Source organism: Amycolatopsis plumensis, assembly GCF_042652605.1.
In the GTDB taxonomy this organism is placed as follows: domain Bacteria; phylum Actinomycetota; class Actinomycetes; order Mycobacteriales; family Pseudonocardiaceae; genus Amycolatopsis; species Amycolatopsis plumensis.
This window is the reverse complement of record NZ_JBHSJY010000001.1, coordinates 4,681,604-4,703,869: the sequence shown is the minus strand read 5'-3', so window position 1 is coordinate 4,703,869 and position 22,266 is coordinate 4,681,604. Positions and strand designations below refer to the sequence as shown.

General features: G+C 71.3%; 21 protein-coding genes. 8 read left to right on the top strand and 13 right to left on the bottom strand.

Annotated elements, in window-relative coordinates; genetic code table 11:
• Nucleotides 1-81 precede the first annotated feature (81 nt).
• Nucleotides 82-984 carry an NADP-dependent oxidoreductase gene (locus tag ACFPLC_RS22745; RefSeq protein WP_378196174.1) on the top strand — a complete coding sequence of 301 codons (903 nt, stop codon included), beginning with the start codon at nucleotides 82-84 and terminating at the stop codon, nucleotides 982-984.
• An 87-nt stretch (nucleotides 985-1,071) separates the two neighbouring features.
• Here the strand turns inward: ACFPLC_RS22745 and ACFPLC_RS22740 are convergent, their stop codons facing one another.
• The 4 genes from ACFPLC_RS22740 to ACFPLC_RS22725 form a co-directional block, all read right to left on the bottom strand.
• Nucleotides 1,072-1,956, bottom strand: a complete 885-nt coding sequence (locus ACFPLC_RS22740) for a lysophospholipid acyltransferase family protein (protein ID WP_378196176.1) — start codon at nucleotides 1,954-1,956, stop codon at nucleotides 1,072-1,074.
• Nucleotides 1,953-2,735, bottom strand: coding sequence for a GNAT family N-acetyltransferase (locus ACFPLC_RS22735; RefSeq protein WP_378196178.1), 783 nt, complete (start codon nucleotides 2,733-2,735; stop codon nucleotides 1,953-1,955). Before ACFPLC_RS22735 ends, ACFPLC_RS22740 begins: the two co-directional genes overlap by 4 nt.
• Nucleotides 2,736-2,882: 147 nt before the next feature.
• Complete coding sequence (locus tag ACFPLC_RS22730) at nucleotides 2,883-3,842, bottom strand: electron transfer flavoprotein subunit alpha/FixB family protein (protein WP_378196181.1); 960 nt, start codon at nucleotides 3,840-3,842, stop codon at nucleotides 2,883-2,885.
• Between the two features lie 29 nt (nucleotides 3,843-3,871).
• Nucleotides 3,872-4,657: an electron transfer flavoprotein subunit beta/FixA family protein gene (locus ACFPLC_RS22725; RefSeq protein WP_206790640.1), complete on the bottom strand. Its 786-nt coding sequence runs from the start codon at nucleotides 4,655-4,657 to the stop codon at nucleotides 3,872-3,874.
• A gap of 243 nt (nucleotides 4,658-4,900) precedes the next feature.
• On the opposite strand from ACFPLC_RS22725, the gene ACFPLC_RS22720 reads away from it, so the two are divergent.
• Nucleotides 4,901-5,746, top strand: coding sequence for a DegV family protein (locus ACFPLC_RS22720; protein WP_378196185.1), 846 nt, complete (start codon nucleotides 4,901-4,903; stop codon nucleotides 5,744-5,746).
• On the opposite strand, the gene ACFPLC_RS22715 is transcribed toward ACFPLC_RS22720, so the two are convergent.
• A complete protein-coding gene (locus ACFPLC_RS22715; RefSeq protein ID WP_378196188.1) occupies nucleotides 5,724-6,149 on the bottom strand; it encodes a hypothetical protein in 426 nt (141 codons plus the stop codon). The two genes, ACFPLC_RS22720 and ACFPLC_RS22715, sit on opposite strands and share 23 nt — an antisense overlap.
• Nucleotides 6,150-6,202: 53 nt before the next feature.
• Between ACFPLC_RS22715 and ACFPLC_RS22710 the strand changes: the two genes are divergently transcribed.
• The 3 genes from ACFPLC_RS22710 to ACFPLC_RS22700 are packed head-to-tail and all read left to right on the top strand — an operon-like array spanning nucleotide 6,203 to nucleotide 8,979.
• Entirely contained in the window at nucleotides 6,203-6,976 is a 774-nt protein-coding gene (locus tag ACFPLC_RS22710) for a class I SAM-dependent methyltransferase (protein ID WP_378196191.1), read from the top strand.
• Entirely contained in the window at nucleotides 6,973-8,478 is a 1,506-nt protein-coding gene (locus ACFPLC_RS22705) for a 1,4-alpha-glucan branching protein domain-containing protein (protein ID WP_378196194.1), read from the top strand. Before ACFPLC_RS22710 ends, ACFPLC_RS22705 begins: the two co-directional genes overlap by 4 nt.
• A gap of 12 nt (nucleotides 8,479-8,490) precedes the next feature.
• On the top strand, nucleotides 8,491-8,979 hold the full coding sequence (locus ACFPLC_RS22700) for a glutathione peroxidase (protein ID WP_378196197.1): 489 nt from the start codon (nucleotides 8,491-8,493) through the stop codon (nucleotides 8,977-8,979).
• Between the two features lie 42 nt (nucleotides 8,980-9,021).
• Here the strand turns inward: ACFPLC_RS22700 and ACFPLC_RS22695 are convergent, their stop codons facing one another.
• Nucleotides 9,022-10,785 carry a glycoside hydrolase family 2 protein gene (locus ACFPLC_RS22695; protein WP_378196200.1) on the bottom strand — a complete coding sequence of 588 codons (1,764 nt, stop codon included), beginning with the start codon at nucleotides 10,783-10,785 and terminating at the stop codon, nucleotides 9,022-9,024.
• Nucleotides 10,786-10,897: 112 nt separating this feature from the next.
• Here ACFPLC_RS22695 and ACFPLC_RS22690 point away from each other — a divergent pair, with 112 nt between their 5' ends.
• Nucleotides 10,898-12,175 (top strand): glycosyltransferase family 4 protein, encoded by a 1,278-nt coding sequence (locus ACFPLC_RS22690; RefSeq protein ID WP_378196203.1) that lies wholly within the window; start codon nucleotides 10,898-10,900, stop codon nucleotides 12,173-12,175.
• 13 nt (nucleotides 12,176-12,188) lie between these two features.
• On the opposite strand, the gene ACFPLC_RS22685 is transcribed toward ACFPLC_RS22690, so the two are convergent.
• From ACFPLC_RS22685 to ACFPLC_RS22675, 3 genes are all read right to left on the bottom strand, one after another.
• Nucleotides 12,189-12,317, bottom strand: a complete 129-nt coding sequence (locus ACFPLC_RS22685; protein ID WP_378196206.1) for a hypothetical protein — start codon at nucleotides 12,315-12,317, stop codon at nucleotides 12,189-12,191.
• A 129-nt stretch (nucleotides 12,318-12,446) separates the two neighbouring features.
• Nucleotides 12,447-12,785 carry a hypothetical protein gene (locus tag ACFPLC_RS22680; RefSeq protein WP_378235901.1) on the bottom strand — a complete coding sequence of 113 codons (339 nt, stop codon included), beginning with the start codon at nucleotides 12,783-12,785 and terminating at the stop codon, nucleotides 12,447-12,449.
• Nucleotides 12,786-12,875: 90 nt separating this feature from the next.
• Entirely contained in the window at nucleotides 12,876-13,334 is a 459-nt protein-coding gene (locus ACFPLC_RS22675; protein ID WP_378196211.1) for a nuclear transport factor 2 family protein, read from the bottom strand.
• Between the two features lie 90 nt (nucleotides 13,335-13,424).
• On the opposite strand from ACFPLC_RS22675, the gene ACFPLC_RS22670 reads away from it, so the two are divergent.
• A complete protein-coding gene (locus ACFPLC_RS22670) occupies nucleotides 13,425-13,958 on the top strand; it encodes a TetR/AcrR family transcriptional regulator (protein WP_378196214.1) in 534 nt (177 codons plus the stop codon).
• Here the strand turns inward: ACFPLC_RS22670 and ACFPLC_RS22665 are convergent.
• The gene (locus ACFPLC_RS22665; RefSeq protein ID WP_378196216.1) at nucleotides 13,949-14,803 is read right to left on the bottom strand and encodes a hypothetical protein; all 855 of its coding nucleotides are present in this window, start codon (nucleotides 14,801-14,803) and stop codon (nucleotides 13,949-13,951) included. The genes ACFPLC_RS22670 and ACFPLC_RS22665 overlap by 10 nt on opposite strands.
• A gap of 10 nt (nucleotides 14,804-14,813) precedes the next feature.
• Nucleotides 14,814-15,305, bottom strand: coding sequence for a SigE family RNA polymerase sigma factor (locus ACFPLC_RS22660; RefSeq protein ID WP_191309980.1), 492 nt, complete (start codon nucleotides 15,303-15,305; stop codon nucleotides 14,814-14,816).
• A gap of 140 nt (nucleotides 15,306-15,445) precedes the next feature.
• Between ACFPLC_RS22660 and ACFPLC_RS22655 the strand changes: the two genes are divergently transcribed.
• Complete coding sequence (locus tag ACFPLC_RS22655) at nucleotides 15,446-19,054, top strand: S8 family serine peptidase (RefSeq protein WP_378196219.1); 3,609 nt, start codon at nucleotides 15,446-15,448, stop codon at nucleotides 19,052-19,054.
• A 122-nt stretch (nucleotides 19,055-19,176) separates the two neighbouring features.
• Here ACFPLC_RS22655 and aceB read toward each other — a convergent pair whose 3' ends face one another.
• Nucleotides 19,177-20,784: a malate synthase A gene (aceB, locus tag ACFPLC_RS22650; protein ID WP_378196222.1), complete on the bottom strand. Its 1,608-nt coding sequence runs from the start codon at nucleotides 20,782-20,784 to the stop codon at nucleotides 19,177-19,179.
• Between the two features lie 96 nt (nucleotides 20,785-20,880).
• On the bottom strand, nucleotides 20,881-22,161 hold the full coding sequence (gene aceA, locus ACFPLC_RS22645; protein WP_364571377.1) for an isocitrate lyase: 1,281 nt from the start codon (nucleotides 22,159-22,161) through the stop codon (nucleotides 20,881-20,883).
• Nucleotides 22,162-22,266: the final 105 nt, after the last annotated feature.

The window sequence follows — 22,266 nt, the reverse complement described above, 5'->3', positions numbered from 1 at the left end:
TTCGGCGGCCCCACCGGGCGAGTTGACTTCCGAGGGAGGACATTCGAACCGAAGGTCACGAACCAAGGAGCGAGAAACACCATGCGAGCGATCACCTTCTCCGCATACGGCGGGCCGGAAGTCCTGCAGCTGTCCGACGTCCCGACGCCGGAGCCGGGTCCGGGACAGGTGCGGCTGGCCGTGCGGGCCGCCGGGGTCAACCCGATCGACTGGAAGATCCGCAACGGCGCCATGCAGCAGAATTTCCAGGTCCCGTTCCCGCACATCCCGGGCCTCGAGGTCGCCGGGGTCGTCGACGCTGTCGGGGAGGGCGCGGACTTCGTCGTGGGCGACGAAGTGTTCGGCTGGTCGGAGACCGGCGCCTACGCCGAATACGCGCTCGCCAAGACGGTCGCGCCGAAGCCCGCGAGCCTTTCGTGGGCGGACGCCGCCGCGTTGCCGGTCGCCGGCGAGACCGCGCTTCGCGTCCTCGGGCTGCTCAATCTCCGCGAGGGCGAGACGCTGCTGGTCCACGGCGCCAGCGGCACGGTCGGGCGGTTCGCCGCGCAGGTCGCCGCCGCGCAGGGTGTGACCGTCATCGGGACCGGCGGCAGCCGGAGCCTCGACGACCTCAAGTCGCTGGGCGTCGTTCCGGTGCTCTACGGCGACGGCTGGGTGGAGCGGGTTCGTGAGGCGACGACCGGGCCGGTGGACGCCGTTTTCGACGCTGCCGGGCACGGGGTGCTGCCAGGGTCCGTGGAGCTGCGCGGCAGCAAGGACCGGATCATCACCATCGCCGACGCGGCCGCGTTCGAGCTGGGGATCCCGTTCTCCAGCGGGGGCGAGCAGACCCGTGAGGTCCTCACCGGGATCGCCGGCTGGGTGACCGATCGCGGAGTCGGCATCGCGCAGGGCAAGAGCTATCCGCTGGCCGAGGCGGCCGCGGCGCAGGTCGAGAGCGAGGGCGGGCACCCTGGCGGAAAACTGACGATCGCCGTCGGCTGAACGAAGCGGACCGGGACCGGCCGCCGGGTGACGGCGGCCAGGTCCCCAATCCGGGCCTGCCGCCGGATCGCGGCGACAGGGCCCGGATCACTTCGCGGGAGGCGAAGCCAGTGGGGCCGCCTGGCGGCGTGGGGTCCGGCGGCGCTGCTGGACCGGGATCTGCACCGTGCCCAGCGCGGAATGGACCGCAGACTCGGCGAGGTCGGCCAGTTCACGGCGGGTTTCGGCCCGGCCGGGAGCGATTTCCGGGCAGATGTGGATCTCGAGCACCAGACCGCGCAGGGCCGCGACCCGGCGCAGGGACGCGATCAGCGACTCGGGGCCGATGAACGCCGGGCGGCTGGTCTCGCGGCCGTCGGCGAGGCGGTACCGCAGCGCGATCGGACGCACCGGGACACCGCCGTCGATGGCCGCCTGGAACGTCGCCGTGGTGAAGCGGCCCGAAGCCAGACCGCACCACGTCGTGCCCTCCGGCGTAACGCTCACCAACGAGCCCGTCCGGAGGGCGTCGGCCAGCGCCGCCATGGTGGCGGGCAGGGTCCTCAGCCGTTCGCGGTCGAGGAAGATGCTGCCGCCGCGACGGACCAGGCCGCCGAGCACCGGCCAGCTCGCGATTTCCTTCTTGGCCAGCGCGCGCATCGGCCGTAGCGCGTTGATCGCGACGATGTCCAGCCACGAGATGTGGTTGTTGACCACCAGCGCGCCACGGCCGGCGGGCGCGGTCAGGAAGTCGGCGCCGCCTCGGATGTCCAACCGGACGCCGAACGCCCGCAGCACGCCCTGGAACACGAGCCGGAGCAAGCGCTCACGGCCGGGGGCGACCAGCAGCAAGGGCGCGGACACCAGTGCCGCGAGGACCACCGAGATCGCTGCCGCGAAGCGCAGGACCCGGCGCGGGACACCGACCAGCGGGTCGTCGGCGGTGAGGCACTCGTCTCCGCACGGCGAGGACGGCATCCACGCGTGGCTCATCCCTGGCCCCCGAGGAAGAACTTGAGGTACCGCTCGTCGACGTTCTGCAGGTCCAGCAGCACGAAGAAGTCCGCGACGCCGAAGTCGGCGTCGAGCGCGGGCGGCCCGCAGACCTTGGCGCCGAGGCGGACATAGCCCTTGATCAGCGGGGGCAGCGTGGGCCGCGCCGGGCGCTCGATGCCCGAGGCGTCCCACGGGATCAGCGGCGTGACGCGCGTGGCCTCGTCGGAGTAGTGCTTGGCGCGCAGGAGGTCCCACACGCCGGCGGCGAAGGAACCGTCGTCCACGAGCGGGACGGAGGCGCAGCCGGCCAGGTAGCGGTGGCCGGAAAGCAGCATGTAGCGGGCGATCCCGGCCCAGACCAGGCTCACGACGGCGCCGCTGCGGTGGTCCGGGTGCACGCACGACCGGCCGGTCTCGACCAGCGAGGGGCGCAGGCCTCCGATCGCCGCCAGGTCGAATTCGCTGTCGGCGTAAAGCTTCCCGGCCTGGGCGGCGCGCTCCGGCGGCAGCATGCGGTAGCAGCCGACGATGTCGCCCGTGTTGTCGTCGCGGACCACGAGGTGGTCGCAGAACTCGTCGAACTCGTCGACGTCGAGACCGGGCCGCGGGGAGTGGAGCCGCGCACCCATTTCCTCGGCGAAAACCCGGTGCCGCAGTTTCTGCGCCGCGACCACTTCGTCGTTCGCGTGCGCGACGAGAAGCGAGTACCGGGGGGCGTCGGCGGGGAGCTCGGCACCCGCCTGATCAGTGCTGACGAGGAGCTGTGACGTCGTCATGGTCAAGGTGTACCTGCGCGGAGGAAGCCGCGGAGAGTGCCATCCGATGACCGATAAATGCACGTTCAGTTAATGGCGGGTTCTCTGTCCCGAAAACGCACGAAGGGGCCCTCCGGGTCGTCCGGAGGGCCCCTTCGCGGGCGAAGATCAGCCCTTGCGCTTCTCGACCGCTTCGGTCAGCTGCGGCGCGACGTTGAACAGGTCGCCGACGATGCCGAAGTCGGCGATCTCGAAGATCGGCGCCTCCGGGTCCTTGTTGACGGCGATGATCGTCTTCGACGTCTGCATGCCGGCGCGGTGCTGGATCGCGCCGGAGATGCCGAGCGCGATGTACAGCTGCGGCGACACGGTCTTGCCGGTCTGGCCCACCTGAAACTGCGCCGGGTAGTAGCCGGAGTCGACGGCGGCACGCGACGCGCCGACGGCCGCGCCGAGCGAGTCGGCCAGCTTCTCGACGACGTCGAACTTCTCCGCCGAGCCGACGCCGCGGCCACCGGAGACCACGATCGAGGCCTCGGTCAGCTCCGGGCGGTCGCCGCCGGTGACCGGCTCGACGCCGGTGATCTTGGTGGCCTTCGCCGCGTCGACCGCGGGAACCTCGACGGTCTCTTCGGCCGCCGCGCCCTCGGCGGGCTCGGCCTCGACCGCGCCCGGGCGGATCGAGACGACCGGCGCACCCTTGGCGGACTTGGACTTGACCGAGAACGCGCCACCGAAGATGGACTGGTCGATGACGCCGTCGCCGTTGACGCCCACGGCGTCGTAGATCAGGCCGGAGCCCAGGCGCACGGCCAGGCGGGCGGCGACCTCCTTGCCCTCACCGCTGGCGGTGACGAGCACGGCCGCCGGGGACGCCTGCTGCGCGAGCGCGGCAAGCACGTCCACCTTGGGCGTGACCAGGTAGTTCGCGGCGTCGTCGCCTTCCGCGACATACACCTTGGCGGCGCCGTGCGACGCCAGCGCCTGCTTCGCCTTCGCGGCGGTCCCGGTCGGGCCGACGACGACGGCCGACGGCTCACCGAGCGCGCGGGCGGCGGTCAGCAGCTCGAGCGTGACCTTCTTGACCTCACCGTCGACGTGGTCGACGAGGACGAGTACTTCAGCCATGGTTCTACTTCCTCCTCGAAGAGCCGTTGTCAGATGAGCTTCTGGCCGACCAGGTACTCGGCGACCTTGGTGCCGCCGTCACCCTCGTCCTCGACCTTCTCGCCGGCGGTGCGCGGCGGCTTCGGCGCGGACTCGGTCACCTGCGACCACGCGTTGGCGAGGCCGACCTCGCCCGCGTCGACGCCCAGGTCGGCGATGGTGAACGTCTCGACCGGCTTCTTCTTCGCGGCCATGATGCCCTTGAAGGACGGGTAGCGCGGCTCGTTGATCTTCTCGCCGACGCTCACGATCGCGGGCAGGCTCGCCTCGAGGTGGGTCAGGCCGTCCTCGGTCTCGCGGGTGGCCTTGATCGTCGAGCCGTCGACGGTCAGCTCGCGCACGTAGGTGACCTGCGGCAGGCCCAGCAGCTCGGCGAGGATCGCCGGGATGGCGCCACCGCGGCCGTCGGAGGACTCGTTGCCGGCGATGACCAGGTCGAAGCCCTCGACCTTGCCGATCGCGGCGGCGAGCACCTTGGCGGTGGCGATCGCGTCGGAGCCGTGCAGCGCCTCGTCGGAGACGTGGATGGCCTTGTCGGCGCCCATGGACAGCGCCTTGCGGATGGCGTCGGTCGCGCGGTCCGGGCCCACCGAGATCACGGTGACCTCGCCCTCGCCGGCTTCCTTGATCTTCAGCGCTTCTTCGACGGCCTTCTCGTTGATCTCGTCGAGCACGGCGTCGGCGGATTCGCGGTCAAGGGTGTGGTCGGACCCGTTGAGCTTCCGCTCCGAGTAGGTGTCCGGTACCTGCTTGACCAGGACGACGATGTTGGTCATGGGTCTGCTTCGACCTCCCGGTTCGTGGCCCGCGGGCGACCACGGGACAGTGCTCTACTGGCCGGTAGATTAGGGCCATTCAGCGCGCAGGACCCGTTGAGGTGACGCCATTCACCTGGATGAGCAATTTACTGGGACTATCGTCCCGGTAGTTGACCGGTTACCCCACCCGACCGGCCGTTCGTCCGATCGGACCAACCACGGCCTACTCGCAGTGGGTGTCAGGCATTAACCTCCCCCACCATGCCCGCGCGCATCGCCGTCATCACCGACTCGAGCTCCTGCCTGCCCGACCTCGTCGCTTCCCGGTGGGCCATCGGGGTGGTCCAGATCCAGCTGAGCCTGGGAAGCCACTACGACGACGAAAACCGCTTCGACCGCGGCGAAGTGATCGACGCCATGAGAGCCGGGCAGGTCATCGTCACCGCGCCCCCGGACCCGGGGGCGTTCTTCTGGGCCTACCAGGAGGCCGCCGCCGCCGGGGCGACCGCGATCGTCAGCATCCACATCTCCGGCCGCATGTCCGACACCGTCCGCGCGGCCCGGGAGGCCGCCCAGCAGGTCCGCATCCCGGTGCACGTCCTGGACAGCCGGACCACCGGCATGAGCCTCGGCTTCGCCGCCGTGGCGGCCGCGCGGGCCGCCGCGGCCGGCGCTGATGCCGAGCGGGTCATCGATGCCGCCGAACGCCGGTGCACCACGAGCACCGAGTTCATCTACGTCGACACCCTCGAATACCTCCGCCGCGGCGGCCGGATCGGCGCCGCCCAGGCCATGCTCGGCAGCGCGTTCTCGATCAAGCCGCTGCTCACGGTCAAGGACGGCGAGGTCGCGCCGCTGGCCCGCGTCCCCGGCACGCGGCGCGCGCTGGCCAAGATGGTGGACCTGGCGGTGAAGAAGTCCGGCGGGTTTCGCGCCGACATCGCCGTGACCCGGTTCGGCGCCAGCGACCACGAACTGGAGATCGGCAGGCAGATCGAACGCCGGGTGCCGGGGATGGTCGAAAGCATGGTCGTCGAAGCGAGCACGGTCATCGGCGCGCACCTCGGCCCCGGCGCGCTCGGCATCACGGTGTCGCCGGTGGGCTGAGCCGCCGTCCCGGGATCGCCAGCACCGCGAGCGGCACCACGACCCCCAGCCCGGTCGTGGTGATGATCAGCCCCTGGTCGATCGGCGCGAAATGCGACACGTGGCCGAGGTGGTAGAGGAAGTGCGGCAGTCCGAACAGCAGCCCGGCCGCACCGGCGAGCCGGGCGACCGATGTGGTGCCGATCACGACGGCTCCGACGAGGAGGGCGGCGAGCGCCAGGTTGAGGCCGCCGAAGTCGCGCAGGAGGTGCTCGTTGAACGGCCCGTCCATCGCCACCCAGCCGGCGCGGAAGCCGGGAAAGTCCTGGTAGAAGCCGGTCGGCGATACCAGTGGCCAAATTCCGACCACGGCTTCGACCAGGCCGAAGACGACGAGCAGTATGCGGGTGATGGTCCGTTGCATGACCACGGAACGAGACGGCGGCGCCGGACGTGACACCCGCTAGGGTCGCGGAGGTGACCACCCCAGCCACCCGGGCCGAGGCGCTGCACCTGACCGGCGAGCGGACCGTCCCCGGCATCGCCGAGGAGAACTACTGGTTCAGGCGCCACGAAGCCGCGTACGCCGCCCTGCTCCCCCACTGCGCGGACGCGACGGTCCTCGAAGCCGGCTGCGGCGAGGGCTACGGCGCGAGCCTCCTCGCGACCACCGCCCGCCGGGTGCTCGCGCTGGACTACGACGTCCCGACCACCGAGCACGTCGCCCGCCGCTACCCCGAGGTCGCCGTCGCGCGGGCGAACCTGGCCTTCCTCCCGGTCCGGGACGGCGCGGTCGACGTCGTCGCCAATTTCCAGGTCATCGAGCACCTGTGGGACCAGGCCGGGTTCCTCGCCGAGTGCCGGCGGGCGTTGCCGGAAAACGGCAAACTGCTGGTCACGACGCCGAACCGGCTGACTTTCACCCCGGACAGCGACACGCCGCTGAACCCGTTCCACACCCGCGAGCTGGCGCCGTCCGAACTGGCCGGGCTGCTCACCGACGCCGGTTTCGAGGTCGAGACCCTGCACGGGCTGCACCACGGCGAGGCCGTTCGGGCGCTCGACGAGCGGTACGGCGGTTCGATCATCGACGCCCAGCTCGACGTGGTCATGGGCAAGCTGCCGGGTCAGGCTGTCTGGCCGGAGGCGCTGCTCGCCGACGTCGCCGCGATCGAGGCCACCGGCTTCGACATCCACGGCGACGACCTCGATGCCAGCCTCGACCTGATCGCCGTGGCGGTGCGCCGATGAGCGAGGGCACCTTCTGCCTCGTCGTGCACAGCCACCTGCCGTGGCTGCCGCACCACGGGAGCTGGCCGGTCGGCGAGGAGTGGCTCTACCAGGCGTGGGCGCATTCCTATCTGCCGATGGTCGAGCTCCTGGAGCGCTTCGCCGCCGAAGGCCGCCGCGACGTGCTGACGCTGGGGGTGACGCCGGTCCTCGCCGCGCAGCTCGACGATCCCTACAGCATCCGCGCGTTCCACGAGTGGCTCGGCCATTGGCAGTTGCGGGCGCAGCACGCGTCGACCCTGTGGCGCGGCGACTCGCTGCTGCGTGAACTCGCCGCGGCCGAGCACCAGACCGCCGTCCGCGCGGCCGAGGAGCTCGGCACCCGGTGGCGGCACGGCTTCTCCCCGGTCCTGCGGTCCCTGGTCGACAATTCGACCATCGAGCTGCTCGGCGGCCCCCTCGCGCACCCGTTCCAGCCGCTGCTGGACCCGCGGGTGCGGGAATTCGCGCTGAACGCCGGTCTCGCCGACACCGCCCTGCGGCTCGGGACGCGGCCCGAGGGGATTTGGGCTCCGGAGTGCGGCTACGCGCCTGGTATGGAAAACGACTACGCCGCCGCCGGCGTGCGGCGGTTCCTGGTCGACGGCCCGTCGCTGCGCGGCGAGACCTGGGCCGCGCGACCGGTCGGCGGCACCGACGTCCTCGCGTTCGGCCGGGATCTCGAGGTCACCTACCGCGTCTGGTCGCCGAAGGCCGGCTACCCCGGCCACGCCGCCTACCGCGACTTCCACACCTGGCAGCACGAGGTCGGCCTCAAGGCGGCCCGGGTCACCGGCAAGACGGTCGAGCCGCAGGACAAGGCGCCGTACGACCCGGCGCTCGCCGCGGACGTGCTGGGCACGCATGTCAAGGACTTCGTCGAGACAGTCGTGACGCGGCTTCGGTCGCTGAAGCGGCAACACGGGCGCGAGGCGCTCGTGGTCGCCGCGTACGACACGGAGCTCTTCGGGCACTGGTGGCACGAAGGACCGGCGTGGCTGGAGGGCGTGCTGCGTGCGCTTCCCGAGGCCGGCGTGCGGGTGACGACGCTGAAGGGCGCGACGGAAGCCGGCAACGTCGGCGAGCCGATCGACCTGCCTGCGTCGTCGTGGGGCTCGGGCAAGGACTGGCGCGTCTGGGACGGCGAGCAGGTCAAGGACATGGTCGCCGCCAACGCGGCGCTGCAGGAGCGGCTGCTCGAGCTCGTTGCCGGTTTGGCGACCACGGCGCGGGACACCGTCGCCGACCAGGCCGTCGCCGAGGCCATGCTGGCGCTGGAAAGCGACTGGGCGTTCATGGTCACCAAGGACTCGGCCGCGGACTACGCCCGTCGTCGCGCGGCGGTCCACACCGAGCGTTTCGACACGCTGGCCGGGTTGCTGCGCCGGGGCGATCGCGCGCTGGCCGCGGAACTCGCCGCGCGCTACCGGGCCGACGACGGACCGTTCGGGCACCTCGACGCCCGGGCGCTGAAGCACGACTGAAAGGGACCCCGGATGGGAATCCACGAAATTCCGCTCAAGACCCTCGATGGGCGGGACAGCTCGCTGGGCGAGTTCGCGGGCAAGGCGCTGCTCGTGGTCAACGTCGCGTCGAAATGCGGCCTGACCCCGCAGTACTCCGGTCTCGAGCGGCTGCAGGAACGCTTCGGCGAGCAGGGCTTCTCCGTCGTCGGGTTCCCGTGCAACCAGTTCGCCGGCCAGGAACCCGGCAGCGCGGACGAGATCCAGACGTTCTGCTCGACGACCTACGGCGTCACGTTCCCCTTGTTCGAGAAGATCGACGTCAACGGTGAAGGCCGGCACCCGCTGTACGCCGAATTGACCGAGACCGCCGACGCCGAGGGCACGGCGGGCGACGTCCAGTGGAACTTCGAAAAGTTCCTCGTCGGCGCCGACGGCGAGGTCCTGGCGCGGTTCCGGCCGCGCACCGAGCCCGAGGACGAGGCCGTCGTCAAGGCCATCGAGGCCGCGCTGCCGGCTTGACGTCCGACGGCGGGGGACACCGGTCCCCCGCCGTGGTCGCATTCAGGACGAGCCCGCCTCGATCACCTTGCGCACGCACTCGGCGACCACCACCGGGTCCACTTTGACCACGCGGCGGTCGTAGGTCAGCAGGCCGTTGACCTCGTTTTCGACATCCGTCGTCTGGGTGTAGACGGCACCGGACAAGCCGCGCTCCGCCACCACTCGCTCGAGCGCGGCGCTCACCTCCGCATAGCGCTCGGTGAGCCGCTCTCGCGTCGGCGTCATCTCGTACGCGTTCGGCGGGCCTGGCCAGCGGTGGTCGTCCAGCACGAGACCAAGGCCGCCGTACTCGCCGTCGACGATCGCGCGGCCGTCGCTCACCGACGGCGCACCCGGGCCCACGTACGTGTGGTCGTCGTAGACGTCGCCCGCGCCGCTGTCCGGCCGTGAGAAACAGCAGTTGACGCCGCTGTTCGCGATCACCAGCCGCGTCGGGTCGAGGGCTTTGACCGATTCCGCGACACGGGCCGTGTCGAACTCGCCCCAGCCCTCGTTGAACGGGACCCAGCCGACGATCGACGGGACCGCTTGCAGCTGCGTCACCATCTCGGCCAACTCCGCCTCGAACCGCTCGCGCGCCCGCGGCACCGGGTCCGGCGCGATCCCGGGCGGGCCGTCGAACGACACAGTCAGCGACGGCATGTCCTGCCAGACGACCAGGCCCAGCGTGTCGGCCCAGAAGTACCAGCGGGCCGGCTCCACCTTGACGTGCTTGCGGACGAAGTTGAAGCCCAGCTCCTTCGTCTTCTCGAGGTCGAACCGCAGGGCCTCGTCGGTGGGCGCGGTCGAGATGCCGTCCGGCCAGTAGCCCTGGTCGAGAGGTCCGTGCAGGAAGGTGACCCGGCCGTTGAGCGCGATCCGCGGCCGCCCGTGCGGGTCCGGGACCAGGCCGATCGTCCGCAGACCGGCGTAGCTGCCCACCTCGTCCGAAATCGCACCACGCTCGTCGAGCAGCTGGACGCGCAGCGAGTAGAGGTGCGGGTCGTCGGGTGTCCAGAGGCGCGGCGACGGGACGTCCACGCGAATCGGCGTCCCGGCCGCGCTGGTGGCTCGTGCGACCTCGACGTCGTTGTCCGAAATCACGACAACGACTTCGTCGCCGCTCGTGACCTGCGGGAACACCGTCACACCGGTCAAGTCCGGAGTCAGCTCCAGCCGCTCGACCCGGGCCTCGGGGACCGGCTCCAGCCACACCGTTTGCCAGATTCCGGACGACGGCGTGTAGCAGATCCCGCCGGGCGCGTTGCGTTGCTTGCCGACCGGGAAAGGCTCGATGTCAGTGCGGTCCTCGGCGCGGACGGTCAGCTCCTGCGGTCCCGAGGCGCGCAGGACGTCGGTGATGTCCGCGCTGAACGCCGTGTAGCCGCCTTCGTGGGTCGCGACGAGCTGGTTGTTGACCCAGACCTTCGCCGTCTGGTCGACCGCGCCGAAGTGCAGGAGGACCCGTGAGCCGCGCCAGTCGGCGGGAACGTCGAAAAGGCGCCGGTACCAGAGGACTTCGTCGCGTCGCCGAATTCCGGACAACGCCGATTCCGGCGGAAACGGGACCAGGATGCGCTCGGCGTAGCCGGACGGCCGTGGTTCGTCCGGCGACGACGGCCAGCCCGCGTACTCCCAGACGCCGTTGAGGTTCAGCCAACGCGGCCGCGTCAGCTGGGGCCGCGGGTACTCGGGCAGGACGTTGTCCGGAGCGACGTCGCCGCTCCACGGGGTCGGCAGAAGCGGGTCGAGCCGGCGCCAGCCGGGGGCGTCGTCAGAAGTCATCCCGGTCGATGGTGGCAGAGATCCCCGCGCTCGCCAGTGATCGAGATCACATGTGAACACTTCGCCAGCACGGGCGCGTCGAGGCCTTCTGACTCGCGAGTAACCTCTGCCCATGCGAGTGCTGATGCTGTCCTGGGAGTACCCGCCCGTGGCCATCGGGGGCCTGGCCCGGCACGTCCACGCGCTCGCCACCCACCTCGCCCGCCAGGGCCACGACGTCGTGGTGCTCTGCCGGCACGCCGCGGGCACCGACGCCGGGACGCACCCGCGCACCGACCGCGTCGTCGAGGGCGTGCGGATCATCCGGGTCGCCGAGGACCCGATGCACGTGACCTTCGAACGGGACCTCGTCGCCTGGACGCTGGCCATGGGGCACGCCATGATCCGCGCCGTGCAGGACCTACTGCGCACCTGGCAGCCCGACGTCGTCCACGCGCACGACTGGCTGGTCGCCCACCCGGCCATCGCGATCGCCGAAGCCGCGCGGGTGCCGCTGGTCGGCACGATCCACGCGACCGAGGCGGGGCGGCACTCCGGCTGGCTGTCGCACCCGCTGAACCAGCAGGTCCACTCGGTCGAATGGTGGCTCGCGAACCGGGCCGACGCGCTCATCACCTGCTCGCAGGCGATGCGCCGCGAGGTCGCGCATCTCTTCGAGATCGAAGCGGCCGACGTCACGGTGATCCACAACGGCATCGAGGAGCGCGGCTGGCAGGTGCCCGCGGACGAGATCGCGCGCGCCCGCGAGGTCTACAGCCCGGCCGGGGCGCCGCTGTTGCTCTATTTCGGACGACTCGAATGGGAGAAGGGCGTGCAGGACCTGCTGGCCGCCCTCCCCCGCATCCGGCGCCGCCACCCGGGCACCCGCGTGGTCGTTGCCGGAAAAGGACGACACTTCGACGAGCTGGTCGAGCAGTCGCGGAAGCTGCGGGTGCGGCGCGCGGTCGACTTCGTCGGGCACCTCTCCGACCGGGACCTCCGGGCCGCGCTGGCCGCGGCCGACGCCGTCGTGCTGCCGAGCCGGTACGAGCCGTTCGGCATCGTCGCCCTGGAGGCCGCGGCCGCGAAGGCGCCGCTGGTCGCGTCGACGGCCGGCGGCCTCGGCGAGGTCGTCGTCCACGGCGAGACCGGACTGGCGTTCAGTCCCGGGGACGTCGCCGCGCTGGCCGCCGCGGTGACAGCGGTGCTCTCCGACGCCGAGGCCGCGGCCGAGCGGGCCCAGGTCGCGCAGTCCCGGCTGGCCGCGGACTTCGACTGGGGCCGCATCGCCGAGGCGACCGCCGAGGTCTACCGGCGGACGAAGCCGGGCGAACCGGTCGAGCTGCCCCGGCCCAAGATCGCCACCGGCAACGCCTTCGAACCGGTCCCGGCCGAGATCCCGGAAGTCTAGGCAGCCGGGAACCTCAGAACCGGCAGGGCCGGACGCAGTCCGGACCGGCCGAGACGGTCGTCGTCGCCATTTCGGACACGGCGAACGTCAGCGAGAACACGACGAAGAGAGTGGCTACGGCAGCTCTCAACCTGCTGGTCATGGGGACTCCTCGGGGAAACGGGGGCGCGATCGGCGCCTCGCAGCGAGCATCCGCGCCGCTTCCCGGGGAAACAATAAGCGGAACAGCAGGGGCGATACGTATTCGTCGTCCGTGATCGGTTCGTCCGGTTCACCGGGTTCCGGTCAGCACCCGGAGGCGGACGCGTTCCTGTAGCGCGCTCGCCCTCACCACGGCGACCGCCGCGCAGACCACCACCCCGCCACCGCTGCCCACCTGGCTGAAACTGTCGGCCTCCAGCGGGCACCCCGGCGAAAAGGTCAGCCTCACCGTCGCGTGCGAAGGCGAAGCGGGCCCAGTCACCACCAAGGCCCTGCGCATCACCGTGCCGTTGAACCGCAACGCCGAGGGACACCAGCCGTGGGCGTTTTTCGGCGAAAGCGTCGTCGCCGCCGTCGCGCCCGGCACGTACCCGGTTTCCGTCCGCTGCGCGGGAGAAACCCTGATCACACGCTTCACGGTCCTGGCGGCGAAGCCCCGGCCCGGCCAGGTCAAGGTTCTCCCCCACGGCGCTCCCCGGACCGGGGACGGCTCGGCCGACTAGAAGACCGGCAACAGCGCGCCCTGCTCCGACTCCGGCCGCGGGCCGAAGATGCGGCGGTCGGCTTCGGCGATCGGGAGGTCGTTGATGCTCGCTTCGCGGCGGCGCATCAGGCCTTCGTCGCTGAACTCCCACAGCTCGTTGCCGTAGCTGCGGAACCACTGGCCATCGGCGGTCCTGGACTCGTACTGGAACCGGACGCCGATGCGGTTGCCGCGAAAGCCCCACAGCTCCTTGCGGAGGGCGTAGTCGAGTTCGCGCTCCCACTTCGCCGTGAGGAACCGGACGATCTCCGCGCGCCCGACGACGTATTGGTCGCGATTGCGCCACACCGAGTCCTCGGTGTACGCGAGCGAGACGCGTTCCGGGTCGCGGGTGTTCCACGCGTCTTCGGCGGCCTGGACCTTCTGGCGGGCGGTGTCCTCGTCGAACGGCGGGAACGGCGGGCGCGGGGTCATGGGAGCTCCTTCCGGACGCGGAGAACGTTCGTTCTCCGCTGCTCCCGCTAGACTAGAGAACGATCATTCTCAGCGCCAGGGACAGGTGACATGAATTCCACGGAGGCGACCGACCGGCTGCTGGAGGCCGCCGAAGACCTCTTCTACGCCCACGGCGTGCAAGCGGTCGGGATGGACGCCGTCCGCGAGCGCTCCGGCGTCTCGCTCAAGCGGCTCTACCAGTGCTTCCCGGCGAAGAACGACCTGGTCGAGGCCTATCTCCTCCGTCGCGACGAACGCTGGCGCCGCTCGTTGCGCGAATTCGTCCACGCCCGCGGCGACGACCCCCTGGCCGTGTTCGCCTGGCTGAAGAACTGGTTCGCCGAGCCGGGCTTCCGCGGTTGCGCGTTCATCAACTCCTTCGGCGAGTTCGGCGAGCCCACCCCCGGCATCGCCGCCGCGATCCGCAAGCACAAGGACGAGGTCCGCGCCTACCTGCGCGGCCTCGTCCCCGACCGGACCATCGCCGACCAGCTGTTCTCGCTGATGGAAGGCGCGACGGTGCTCGCCGCCATCACCGGCGACCCCCGCGAAGCGGAGATCGCCGGCGAAGCAGCCAAGGTGCTGCTGGCCGCTCAGGGATAGAGCGTCAGCCCGGGATCGAGCGCGACCTGCGCCAGCTGGCCGAGGTCCAGGGGCGGCGACGGCATGTCCGGCGCATCACCCAGTTTCGCGTCCCGGGCGGTGTTCTGGGCCTCGATGACGACGCCGGTGCCGTCGGGCTTGGTGACGTTCACCCGGTTGACGGTCGGACCCCCGTGGATGGTGAAGGTTGTCTCGACGATCGTCTCGCCGTGCGGTCCGGTCCACGGACGGCACGACCCCTGCGTGTCCTCGGGCAGCGGGCCGCACTCGGTCGCGGGGGTGGCGTTGCCGCCGAGCCGGGTGACGATGGCCCAGACGGCGCCCTTGTGCGCCTTTTCCGTCGTCGAGGCCGCGGCCATGAAGTAGTCCTCGCCGCCGCTGCACGCGCCGTCCTCCTCCACCTGCGCGGAAAAGACGTGGTAGAAGGTCAGCGGCCCGTGCTGGGTGCCTTTGGGGTACTGCCCGAACGGGTGAACACCCAACGTCGTGCCCGCGGCGACCCGCTGCTGGACGGCCGCGGTGAGCACCGTCGTCAGCCGGTCCGCCGCCACGGTCACCTTCTCCTTCGGCGGCGCACCGGTCGGCCGCGAGGGGAGCCGGCACGCGTTGGACGTCGGGGTCGGTGGCGCCGCTCCCGGCTGCACGAGGGCGGGGCCGGGGTCGCCCGGGGCGAGGACGAGCACCGCGCCGGCGGCCACCGCCACGACGCCCGCGCCCGCCGCGGTCCACGGGTTCGCCACCCGGCGCACCCGCGCCCGGCGGCGCTCGCGGTCCAGCACCGCGTCGACGTCCACTGTGGACGGGGGGACGACGCCGATCGCCGCGTCGAACTGCTCCCTGCTCATTGGCCCTCCATCAGTTCCGGCTCGCGGCGACGAGCGCGCGCAGCGAGTCGAGCCCGCGCGCGGTCTGGCTTTTGACGGTTCCGGTCGAACACTCGAGGATCTCGGCCGTCTCCTCGATCGAAAGGTCGCAGTAGTACCGCAGCACCACCGCAGCCCGGCGCCGCGGCGGCAGCGCGTCGAGCAGTTCCAGCAGGCCGAGCCGTTCGATGACGTCGTCGGCGGGCAGCACCGCGGGCTCCGGCAGCGTCTCCGCCGGCTCTTCGCGCCGCCACGCCCTGGCCTTCTCGTCCAGCCACGTCCGCACCAGGATCCGGCGCACGTAGGCGTCGAGGTGCGCCACCCGGCGGGCCCGCGGCCAGTGCCGGTACAGCTTGCCGATGGTGATCGACACGAGATCGTCGGCGAGGTGCCAGTCCCGGCACAAGAGGTACGCCGTGCGGCGCATGACCTCCATCCGGGTCGTGACGTAGTCGCGGTACCCCGCTTCTTCCGACCGTTTCACCAGTTCCTCCTCGTTGCCCCCACACCTGTCGAACGGGGTGCGCGGCCGCGGGGGTTGCCCGGAGATCGAAATCCGGGCAACCCGGCTCCGCGCCGAACCCGTTCCACGAACCGGGGGACCCGACAGTGAGGAACCATTCCATGAGGAAACCGATCACCGCGGTCATCGCGGTGACCTTGGCCGCGGGCGTGCTCACCGCACCCGGCGCGGCGGCCGCCCCGGCGGACGGACTCGCAGAGACGCCGACCCGGATCACGCTGGTCACCGGCGACCAGGTGCTGGTCGGCGGCACCGGCGTGCGGGTGCTGCCCGCGCGCCGGGACCGCCCGGTGCCGTTCCGGCAGTACACCCGCCACGGCGACAGCTACGTCCTGCCCGGCGACGCCGCCGAGCTGGTCCGCGCCGGACGGCTCGACGAGCAGCTGTTCAACGTCACCGGCCTGCTGCGCCAGGGCTACGACGACGCGCGCACGCCGCACGTGCCTCTGCTGGTCCGGCAGGCGGGCCCGGCCGTCGCCGCCCGGACCGGGGTCGCCGCGCGGCCCGCCGCGCTCGGCTACACCGCACTCGACGAGCCCAAGTCCGGCGCCGCGGCGTTCTGGAACCGGCTCACCACGCAACCCGCCACGCTCGCGGCGGGCACCGCGAAGGTGTGGCTCAACGCGAAGGTGCAGGCGAGCCTCGACCAGAGCGTGCCGCAGATCGGCGCCCCGGCGGCGTGGCAAGCGGGGCTGACCGGCCGCGGCGTGACCGTCGCGGTGCTCGACACCGGCATCGCCACCGCCCATCCGGACTTCGCCGGCCACGTCGGCCCGAGCAAGGACTTCACCGGCAAGGGCACCGTCGAGGACGGCGCCGGGCACGGCACGCACGTGGCTTCGACGATCGCCGGCTCCGGCGCGGCGTCGGGCGGGAAGTACCGGGGTGTCGCGCCCGACGCGTCCCTGGCCGTCGGCAAGGTCCTCGACGACTCCGGCCACGGCACCTTCGACGGCGTCCTGGCCGGCATGCAGTGGGCGGTGACCGAGGCGCACGCCCGCGTGGTGAACATGAGCCTCGGCAGTGCGCCATCGGACGGGACCGATCCGGTGTCCGAAGCCGTGAACACCCTGACCCACGACTACGGGACGCTGTTCGTCGTCGCCGCGGGCAACTCCGGCCGGGACGAATCCGTCGAGAGCCCGGCCGCCGCCGACGCCGCCCTCGCCGTGGCCAGCGTGTCCAAGAAGGACGTGCTGAGCCCGTTCTCCAGCCGTGGTCCGCGGCCCGGCGACGGCGCGGCCAAGCCGGACGTCGCGGCCCCGGGCGAGTCGATCACCGCGGCGCGCCCGGCCGGGATCCCGCCCGCGGGCGAGCCCGTCGGCGACGGCTACCAGACGCTGAACGGCACCTCGATGGCCACGCCGCACGTCGCGGGCTCGGCGGCGATCCTGGCCCAGCAGCACGCCGACTGGCCGGCCGAGCGGCTCAAGGCGGCACTGACCAGCAGCGCCACGCCCGTCGACGCCGGACCGGCGGCGGTCGGCACCGGCCGCGTCGACGTCGCCCGCGCGACGACCACGGCGGTCACCGCCACCGGCGCGGCGTCGGCGTACCTCCCGTGGCCCAACAACGGGACGACCAAGAAGGCGACGGTCACCTGGTACAACTCCGGATCCACGCCGGTGACGCTGGCGCTCTCCAGCGACCTCGGCGGCGTGGTCACTTTTCCGGCCAACGTGACCGTGCCCGCAGGTGGCAGCACTCCCGTGGAGCTCACCTTCGCCGCCCAGGACGGCGCCCCGGGCACTCACTCCGGCATCCTCACCGCGCGCGGTGACGGCGTCAGCACCCGGACCGCGCTGTCGGTCCGGCAGGAAGGCGAGACGTACAACCTCACCGTCGGCCTGCTCGACCGCGACGGCAAGCCGTGGGCGCCGACCGGGTACCCGCCGGTGGCGATCCTCGACCTCGACACCGGCTCGCTGACCCTCGGCGAGGCGGGCACCTATCGGCTGCCGCGTGGCCGGTACGCCGTGCACAGCACCATCGAGACGCCGCGGCCCGGCCAAGAGCCGTCGTACAGCTTCATCAGCCACCCGGAGCTGGTGCTCGACCACGACGTCACGCAGACCTTCGACGCGCGCGACGGCAAGCCGACGTCACTGGAGCCGGACAACCCCGCGGCCCGTGGTGGCACGTACGGGGTCGAGCTGCTCAGCCGGATCACCGGCTGCGGCTGCGTCTTCGCGAACAACACGGACCTCGACCCGCGTTTCCACGAAGCCTTCGCCGCGACGGTGCCGGGGACCTCGTCGGCCGCGTTCGCCTTCAGCCAGCAGCGCCGGGCCACCGAACCGGACCTCGAGCTGACCGCGGACGACGGGAAGCCGTTCGCGGTCCGGGGCCTGTGGCTGGAGTCCGCCGCACCGGCCGGCCGCAGCACGGTGCCGATGGTGTCCGGCGGGGCCGGCACGGCGGAGGACCTGGCCAAGATCGACGCGCGCGGCAAGCTCGTCGTCATCCAGGTGGCACCGGAAACGCCGATCACCGAGACCTACCGGCGGCTCGCGGACGTCGAGCACGCCGGGGCGAAGCTCGCCCTGGTTTCCCTGTCGGGTGACACAGCCGCGGCCACGGTGCTCGGCGGCGACGCCCCGACGCTGACCATGCCGACGATCTGGAGCGGTTCGTCGGTCACCGGACGGCGGCTGGCGGAGCTGGCGAAGACGGGCCGGGCCTCGGCGACGGTCGTCAGCCGTCCGTCGCCGAATTTCCGCTACGAGCTCGGTGACGGCGTCGAGCGGGCCGTGACGACCGCGCGGGTGCAGCGGCCGAAGACGCGTGACCTCGCCGAGGTGCGCACGGCCTACCACGACAGCACTGCCCAGACGATCCGCTACGTCGCCGCGCGCGAGTTCTTCGGCCGGATGGTCGGCTACGGCTACACCGAACCCGTCGCCGACCAGCAGGAACGCACCGAGTACTACTCCCCCGGCCGGTGGGAGACGGTGTGGACCGCGGGCCGGCTCGGGGAGCTGACGGAGAAGCTCGACCTCGCCGCGGGCCGCCAGTACCGGCTCGCGTGGAACAAGGCCGTGGCCGGGCCGTCGTTGCGCGGGCTGACCGTGACCCACTCCGGCGAGCAGCCGCGTCCGTGGGCGTGGCGCAAGGACGGTGTCTTCGACATGTGGTTGCCGATGTTCGGCGACGCCGCCGGACGCCCGCGCACGGCCGAGTCGTTCTTCGGGGACACCGGATCGGTGAGCCTGACCAAGGACGGCGTCGCGATCCCGGTGTCCCCGGACGAGCCGGGCATGGCCCGGATCGCGGTGCCGGACGCGGACGGCGCGTACCGGCTCTCCGCGGAGGTCCACCGGCACGCCGACTGGTGGCCGCTGTGGACGGATGTGTCGGCGGAGTGGGGCTTCCGTTCGTCGGCCGCCGCGGACGGCAAGGCGCTGCCGCTGCTCACTGCCCGGTTCGACCCGGCGGTCGACCTCCGCAACGGCGCGCCGGGCGACCGGGTCTTCACGTTCCCGGCGTTCGTCGAGCGGCAGGGCGGCGGGACCGGGACGAAGCTGGCCGTCGAGACGTCCACGGACGACGGGCGCACCTGGCGGCCAGCGGTCACCGTGCGGACCGGGGACCACTGGACGGTCGTGGTCCGAAATCCGGCAAGTGGTTTCGTCTCGCTGCGGGCGAAGGCGTCGGACGACGACGGGAACACCGTGCAGCAGACGGTGATCCGGGCGTACGGGGTCTCCTGACGCGGAAATGAACCGGTCCGGTGACGGGGAGCCGCCGTCACCGGACCGGTCCGGACCCACACCATCCCAACCAGTGTGGAATCCGGCCGCCCCTCGTCAGGTAGGGGCGGCCGGGGCCCCTGCTACCGGGCGTCCGTGAGGTACCGCGCGTAGGCACCCGTGGTGAGGAAGCTCGGCAGCTTCTCGCCCAGCGCGGTTTCGGTGAAGATCTCGTACGCGTCGTCCAGGCGGTTGCCCGCCCCCAGCTCGGCGCGCACTGACGCGAGTTCTTCGTTCAGGAATTCGACCGCCAGCTCGCGGGTCAGCGCCGTGCCGTCCTCGAGCTTCGTGCCGTTGCGGATCCACTGCCAGACCTGGCAGCGCGCGATCTCGGCGGTGGCCGCGTCTTCCATCAGGTTGTGGATCGCCGCCGCGCCGGTGCCGCGCAGCCACGCGTCGACGTACCGCAGCGCGACGTTGATGTTCGCGCGGACGCCCGCCTCGGTGACCTCGCCGCCGGCGCTGGCCACGTCCAGGAGGTCTTCGGCGGTGACGTGGACGTCCTCGCGCAGCTTGCCGAGCTGGTTCGGCCAGCCGCCGAGCACGCTGTCGAAGACCTCGCGGCAGACCGGGACCAGGCCGGGGTGCGCGACCCAGGAGCCGTCGAAACCGTCGCCGGCCTCGCGTTCCTTGTCGGCACGGACCTTCTCGACCGCGGTCGCGTTGACCGAAGGGTCCTTGCTCGGGATGAACGCGGCCATCCCGCCGATGGCGTGGGCGCGGCGCTTGTGGCAGGTGCTCACCAGCAGCTCGGTGTAGGCCCGCATGAACGGCACGGTCATGGTGACCTGCGCGCGGTCCGGGAGGACGAAGTCGGCGCCGTGCGCGGCGAAGTTCTTGATGAGGCTGAAGATGTAGTCCCAGCGGCCGGCGTTCAGGCCCGCGGCGTGCTCCCGCAGCTCGTAGAGGATTTCGTCCATCTCGAACGCGGCCGTGATGGTCTCGATCAGCACGGTGGCGCGGATGGTGCCGCGCGGGATGCCGAGTTCGCGCTGCGCCAGCAGGAAGACGTCGTTCCAGAGGCGCGCTTCGAGGTGGTTCTCCAGCTTCGGCAGGTAGAAGTACGGGCCGACGCCGCGAGCGAGCAGCTGGCGTGCGTTGTGGAAGAAGTACAGGCCGAAGTCGACCAGGCTCGCCGACACGGGACGGCCGTCGATGCGGATGTGCTTCTCGACCAGGTGCCAGCCGCGGGGGCGCGCGACGATCGTCGCCGGGTCGTCGCCGATCGTGTAGCGCTTGCCCGCCTCGGTGGTGAAGTCGATGTTGCGGCGGATGGCGTCGTAGAGGTTGATCTGGCCGTCGATGACGTTGTGCCAGGTCGGCGACGTCGCGTCCTCGAAGTCCGCCAGCCAGACCTTCGCGCCGGAGTTCAGCGCGTTGACCGTCATCTTGCGGTCGGTGGGGCCGGTGATCTCGACGCGGCGGTCCTCCAGACCGGGCGCGGTCGGGGCCACGTGCCACGACTCGTCCTCGCGGATCCGGCGGGTCTCGGGCAGGAAGCCGAGCGGCTTCTCGCCGGACTGCAGTTCCTCGCGCCGCGTGCGGCGGGCGTCGAGCAGCTCACGCCGGCGACCGGCGAACGTGTTGTCCAGCTTGGCCAGGAAGTCGAGTGCCGCCGGGGTCAGGATTTCCGCGAACCGGCCCTCGACCGGTCCGGTGACCTCGATGCGGTAGTTCAGCCGATCAACCATGGGGTGCCTCCGCGAGCTGTGGGCAGGGAAGGAAAGAAGGGGGAAGGTCGCGGCCTGACGACGGTGGGGGTTGCCGTCGTCAGGCCGCGGCCGGGATCAGTGGAACTGGGCTTCTTCGGTGGAGCCCTTGAGCGCGGTGGTCGAGCTCTCCGGGTTCAGCGCGGTGGCGACCTGGTCGAAGTAGCCGGTGCCGACCTCGCGCTGGTGCTTGGTCGCGGTGTAGCCGCGGCTCTCCGAAGCGAACTCGCGCTCCTGCAGGTCGACGTAGGCGGTCATGCCCTCGCGGGCGTAACCGTGCGCCAGGTCGAACATCGAGTAGTTCAGCGCGTGGAAGCCGGCCAGCGTGATGAACTGGAACTTGTAGCCCATGTGGCCGAGCTCGCGCTGGAACTTCGCGATCGTGGCGTCGTCCAGGTGCTTCTTCCAATTGAACGACGGCGAGCAGTTGTAGGCCAGCATCTGGTCCGGGAACTTCGCCTTGATCGCCTCGGCGTACTTGCGCGCCACCTCGAGGTCCGGCTCGGAGGTCTCCATCCAGAGCAGGTCGGCGTACTGGGCGTAGGCCAGGCCGCGCTCGATGCACGGCTCGATGCCGTTGCGGACCTCGTAGAAGCCCTCGGCGGTGCGGCCGCCGGTGAGGAACTGCTGGTCGCGCTCGTCGACGTCGCTGGTCAGCAGCGTCGCGGCCTGGGCGTCGGTGCGGGCGACGATCAGCGACGGCACGTTCAGTACGTCCGCGGCGAGGCGGGCGGCGTTCAGCGTGCGCTCGTGCTGCTTGGTCGGGATGAGGACCTTGCCGCCGAGGTGACCGCACTTCTTCTCGGACGCGAGCTGGTCCTCCCAGTGCACACCCGCGGCGCCGGCCGCGATCATGCCCTTCATCAGCTCGAACGCGTTGAGCGGGCCACCGAAGCCGGCTTCGGCGTCGGCGACGATGGGGGCGTACCAGTCGATGTCGGTGTTGCCCTCGGCCCAGCTGATCTGGTCGGCACGGCCCAGCGCGTTGTTGATGCGGCGGACCACGGCCGGCACCGAGTTGGCCGGGTACAGGCTCTGGTCGGGGTAGGTCTGGCCCGCCAGGTTGGCGTCGGCGGCGACCTGCCAGCCGGACAGGTAGATCGCCTGCAGGCCCGCGCGGACCTGCTGGACGGCCTGGTTACCGGTGAGCGCGCCCAGCGCGTGGATGTAGTCCTCGGTGTGCAGCAGGTCCCAGAGCTTCTCCGCGCCGCGGCGGGCCAGGGTGTGCTCCTCGACGACGCTGCCGCGCAGCTTGATCACGTCTTCGGCCGAGTAGGAGCGCTGCACGCCCGCCCAGCGGGGGTCGCTCGCCCACTGCGCGGCCAGCTCCGCGGCCGCCTGCTTGGCCTGTTCCGTCATCGGATCTCCCGGTGTTGCGAAGTTTGCGATTGCTCGCCTTGCTTGGTGTGACCCTGACACGCCAGCGAAAACGAGGTCCAGTCGTCCAATTTGCCAATTTGTGCG

Excerpts from the sequence above, each read along its gene's own strand:
- ACFPLC_RS22745 (WP_378196174.1), top strand. The coding sequence starts at position 82 with ATGCGAGCGATCACCTTCTCCGCATACGGCGGGCCGGAAGTCCTGCAG.
- ACFPLC_RS22740 (WP_378196176.1), bottom strand. The coding sequence starts at position 1,956 with ATGAGCCACGCGTGGATGCCGTCCTCGCCGTGCGGAGACGAGTGCCTC.
- ACFPLC_RS22735 (WP_378196178.1), bottom strand. The coding sequence starts at position 2,735 with ATGACGACGTCACAGCTCCTCGTCAGCACTGATCAGGCGGGTGCCGAG.
- ACFPLC_RS22730 (WP_378196181.1), bottom strand. The coding sequence starts at position 3,842 with ATGGCTGAAGTACTCGTCCTCGTCGACCACGTCGACGGTGAGGTCAAG.
- ACFPLC_RS22725 (WP_206790640.1), bottom strand. The coding sequence starts at position 4,657 with ATGACCAACATCGTCGTCCTGGTCAAGCAGGTACCGGACACCTACTCG.
- ACFPLC_RS22720 (WP_378196185.1), top strand. The coding sequence starts at position 4,901 with ATGCCCGCGCGCATCGCCGTCATCACCGACTCGAGCTCCTGCCTGCCC.
- ACFPLC_RS22715 (WP_378196188.1), bottom strand. The coding sequence starts at position 6,149 with ATGCAACGGACCATCACCCGCATACTGCTCGTCGTCTTCGGCCTGGTC.
- ACFPLC_RS22705 (WP_378196194.1), top strand. The coding sequence starts at position 6,973 with ATGAGCGAGGGCACCTTCTGCCTCGTCGTGCACAGCCACCTGCCGTGG.
- ACFPLC_RS22700 (WP_378196197.1), top strand. The coding sequence starts at position 8,491 with ATGGGAATCCACGAAATTCCGCTCAAGACCCTCGATGGGCGGGACAGC.
- ACFPLC_RS22695 (WP_378196200.1), bottom strand. The coding sequence starts at position 10,785 with ATGACTTCTGACGACGCCCCCGGCTGGCGCCGGCTCGACCCGCTTCTG.
- ACFPLC_RS22690 (WP_378196203.1), top strand. The coding sequence starts at position 10,898 with ATGCGAGTGCTGATGCTGTCCTGGGAGTACCCGCCCGTGGCCATCGGG.
- ACFPLC_RS22685 (WP_378196206.1), bottom strand. The coding sequence starts at position 12,317 with ATGACCAGCAGGTTGAGAGCTGCCGTAGCCACTCTCTTCGTCGTGTTC.
- ACFPLC_RS22675 (WP_378196211.1), bottom strand. The coding sequence starts at position 13,334 with ATGACCCCGCGCCCGCCGTTCCCGCCGTTCGACGAGGACACCGCCCGC.
- ACFPLC_RS22670 (WP_378196214.1), top strand. The coding sequence starts at position 13,425 with ATGAATTCCACGGAGGCGACCGACCGGCTGCTGGAGGCCGCCGAAGAC.
- ACFPLC_RS22665 (WP_378196216.1), bottom strand. The coding sequence starts at position 14,803 with ATGAGCAGGGAGCAGTTCGACGCGGCGATCGGCGTCGTCCCCCCGTCC.
- ACFPLC_RS22655 (WP_378196219.1), top strand. The coding sequence starts at position 15,446 with ATGAGGAAACCGATCACCGCGGTCATCGCGGTGACCTTGGCCGCGGGC.
- aceB (WP_378196222.1), bottom strand. The coding sequence starts at position 20,784 with ATGGTTGATCGGCTGAACTACCGCATCGAGGTCACCGGACCGGTCGAG.
- aceA (WP_364571377.1), bottom strand. The coding sequence starts at position 22,161 with ATGACGGAACAGGCCAAGCAGGCGGCCGCGGAGCTGGCCGCGCAGTGG.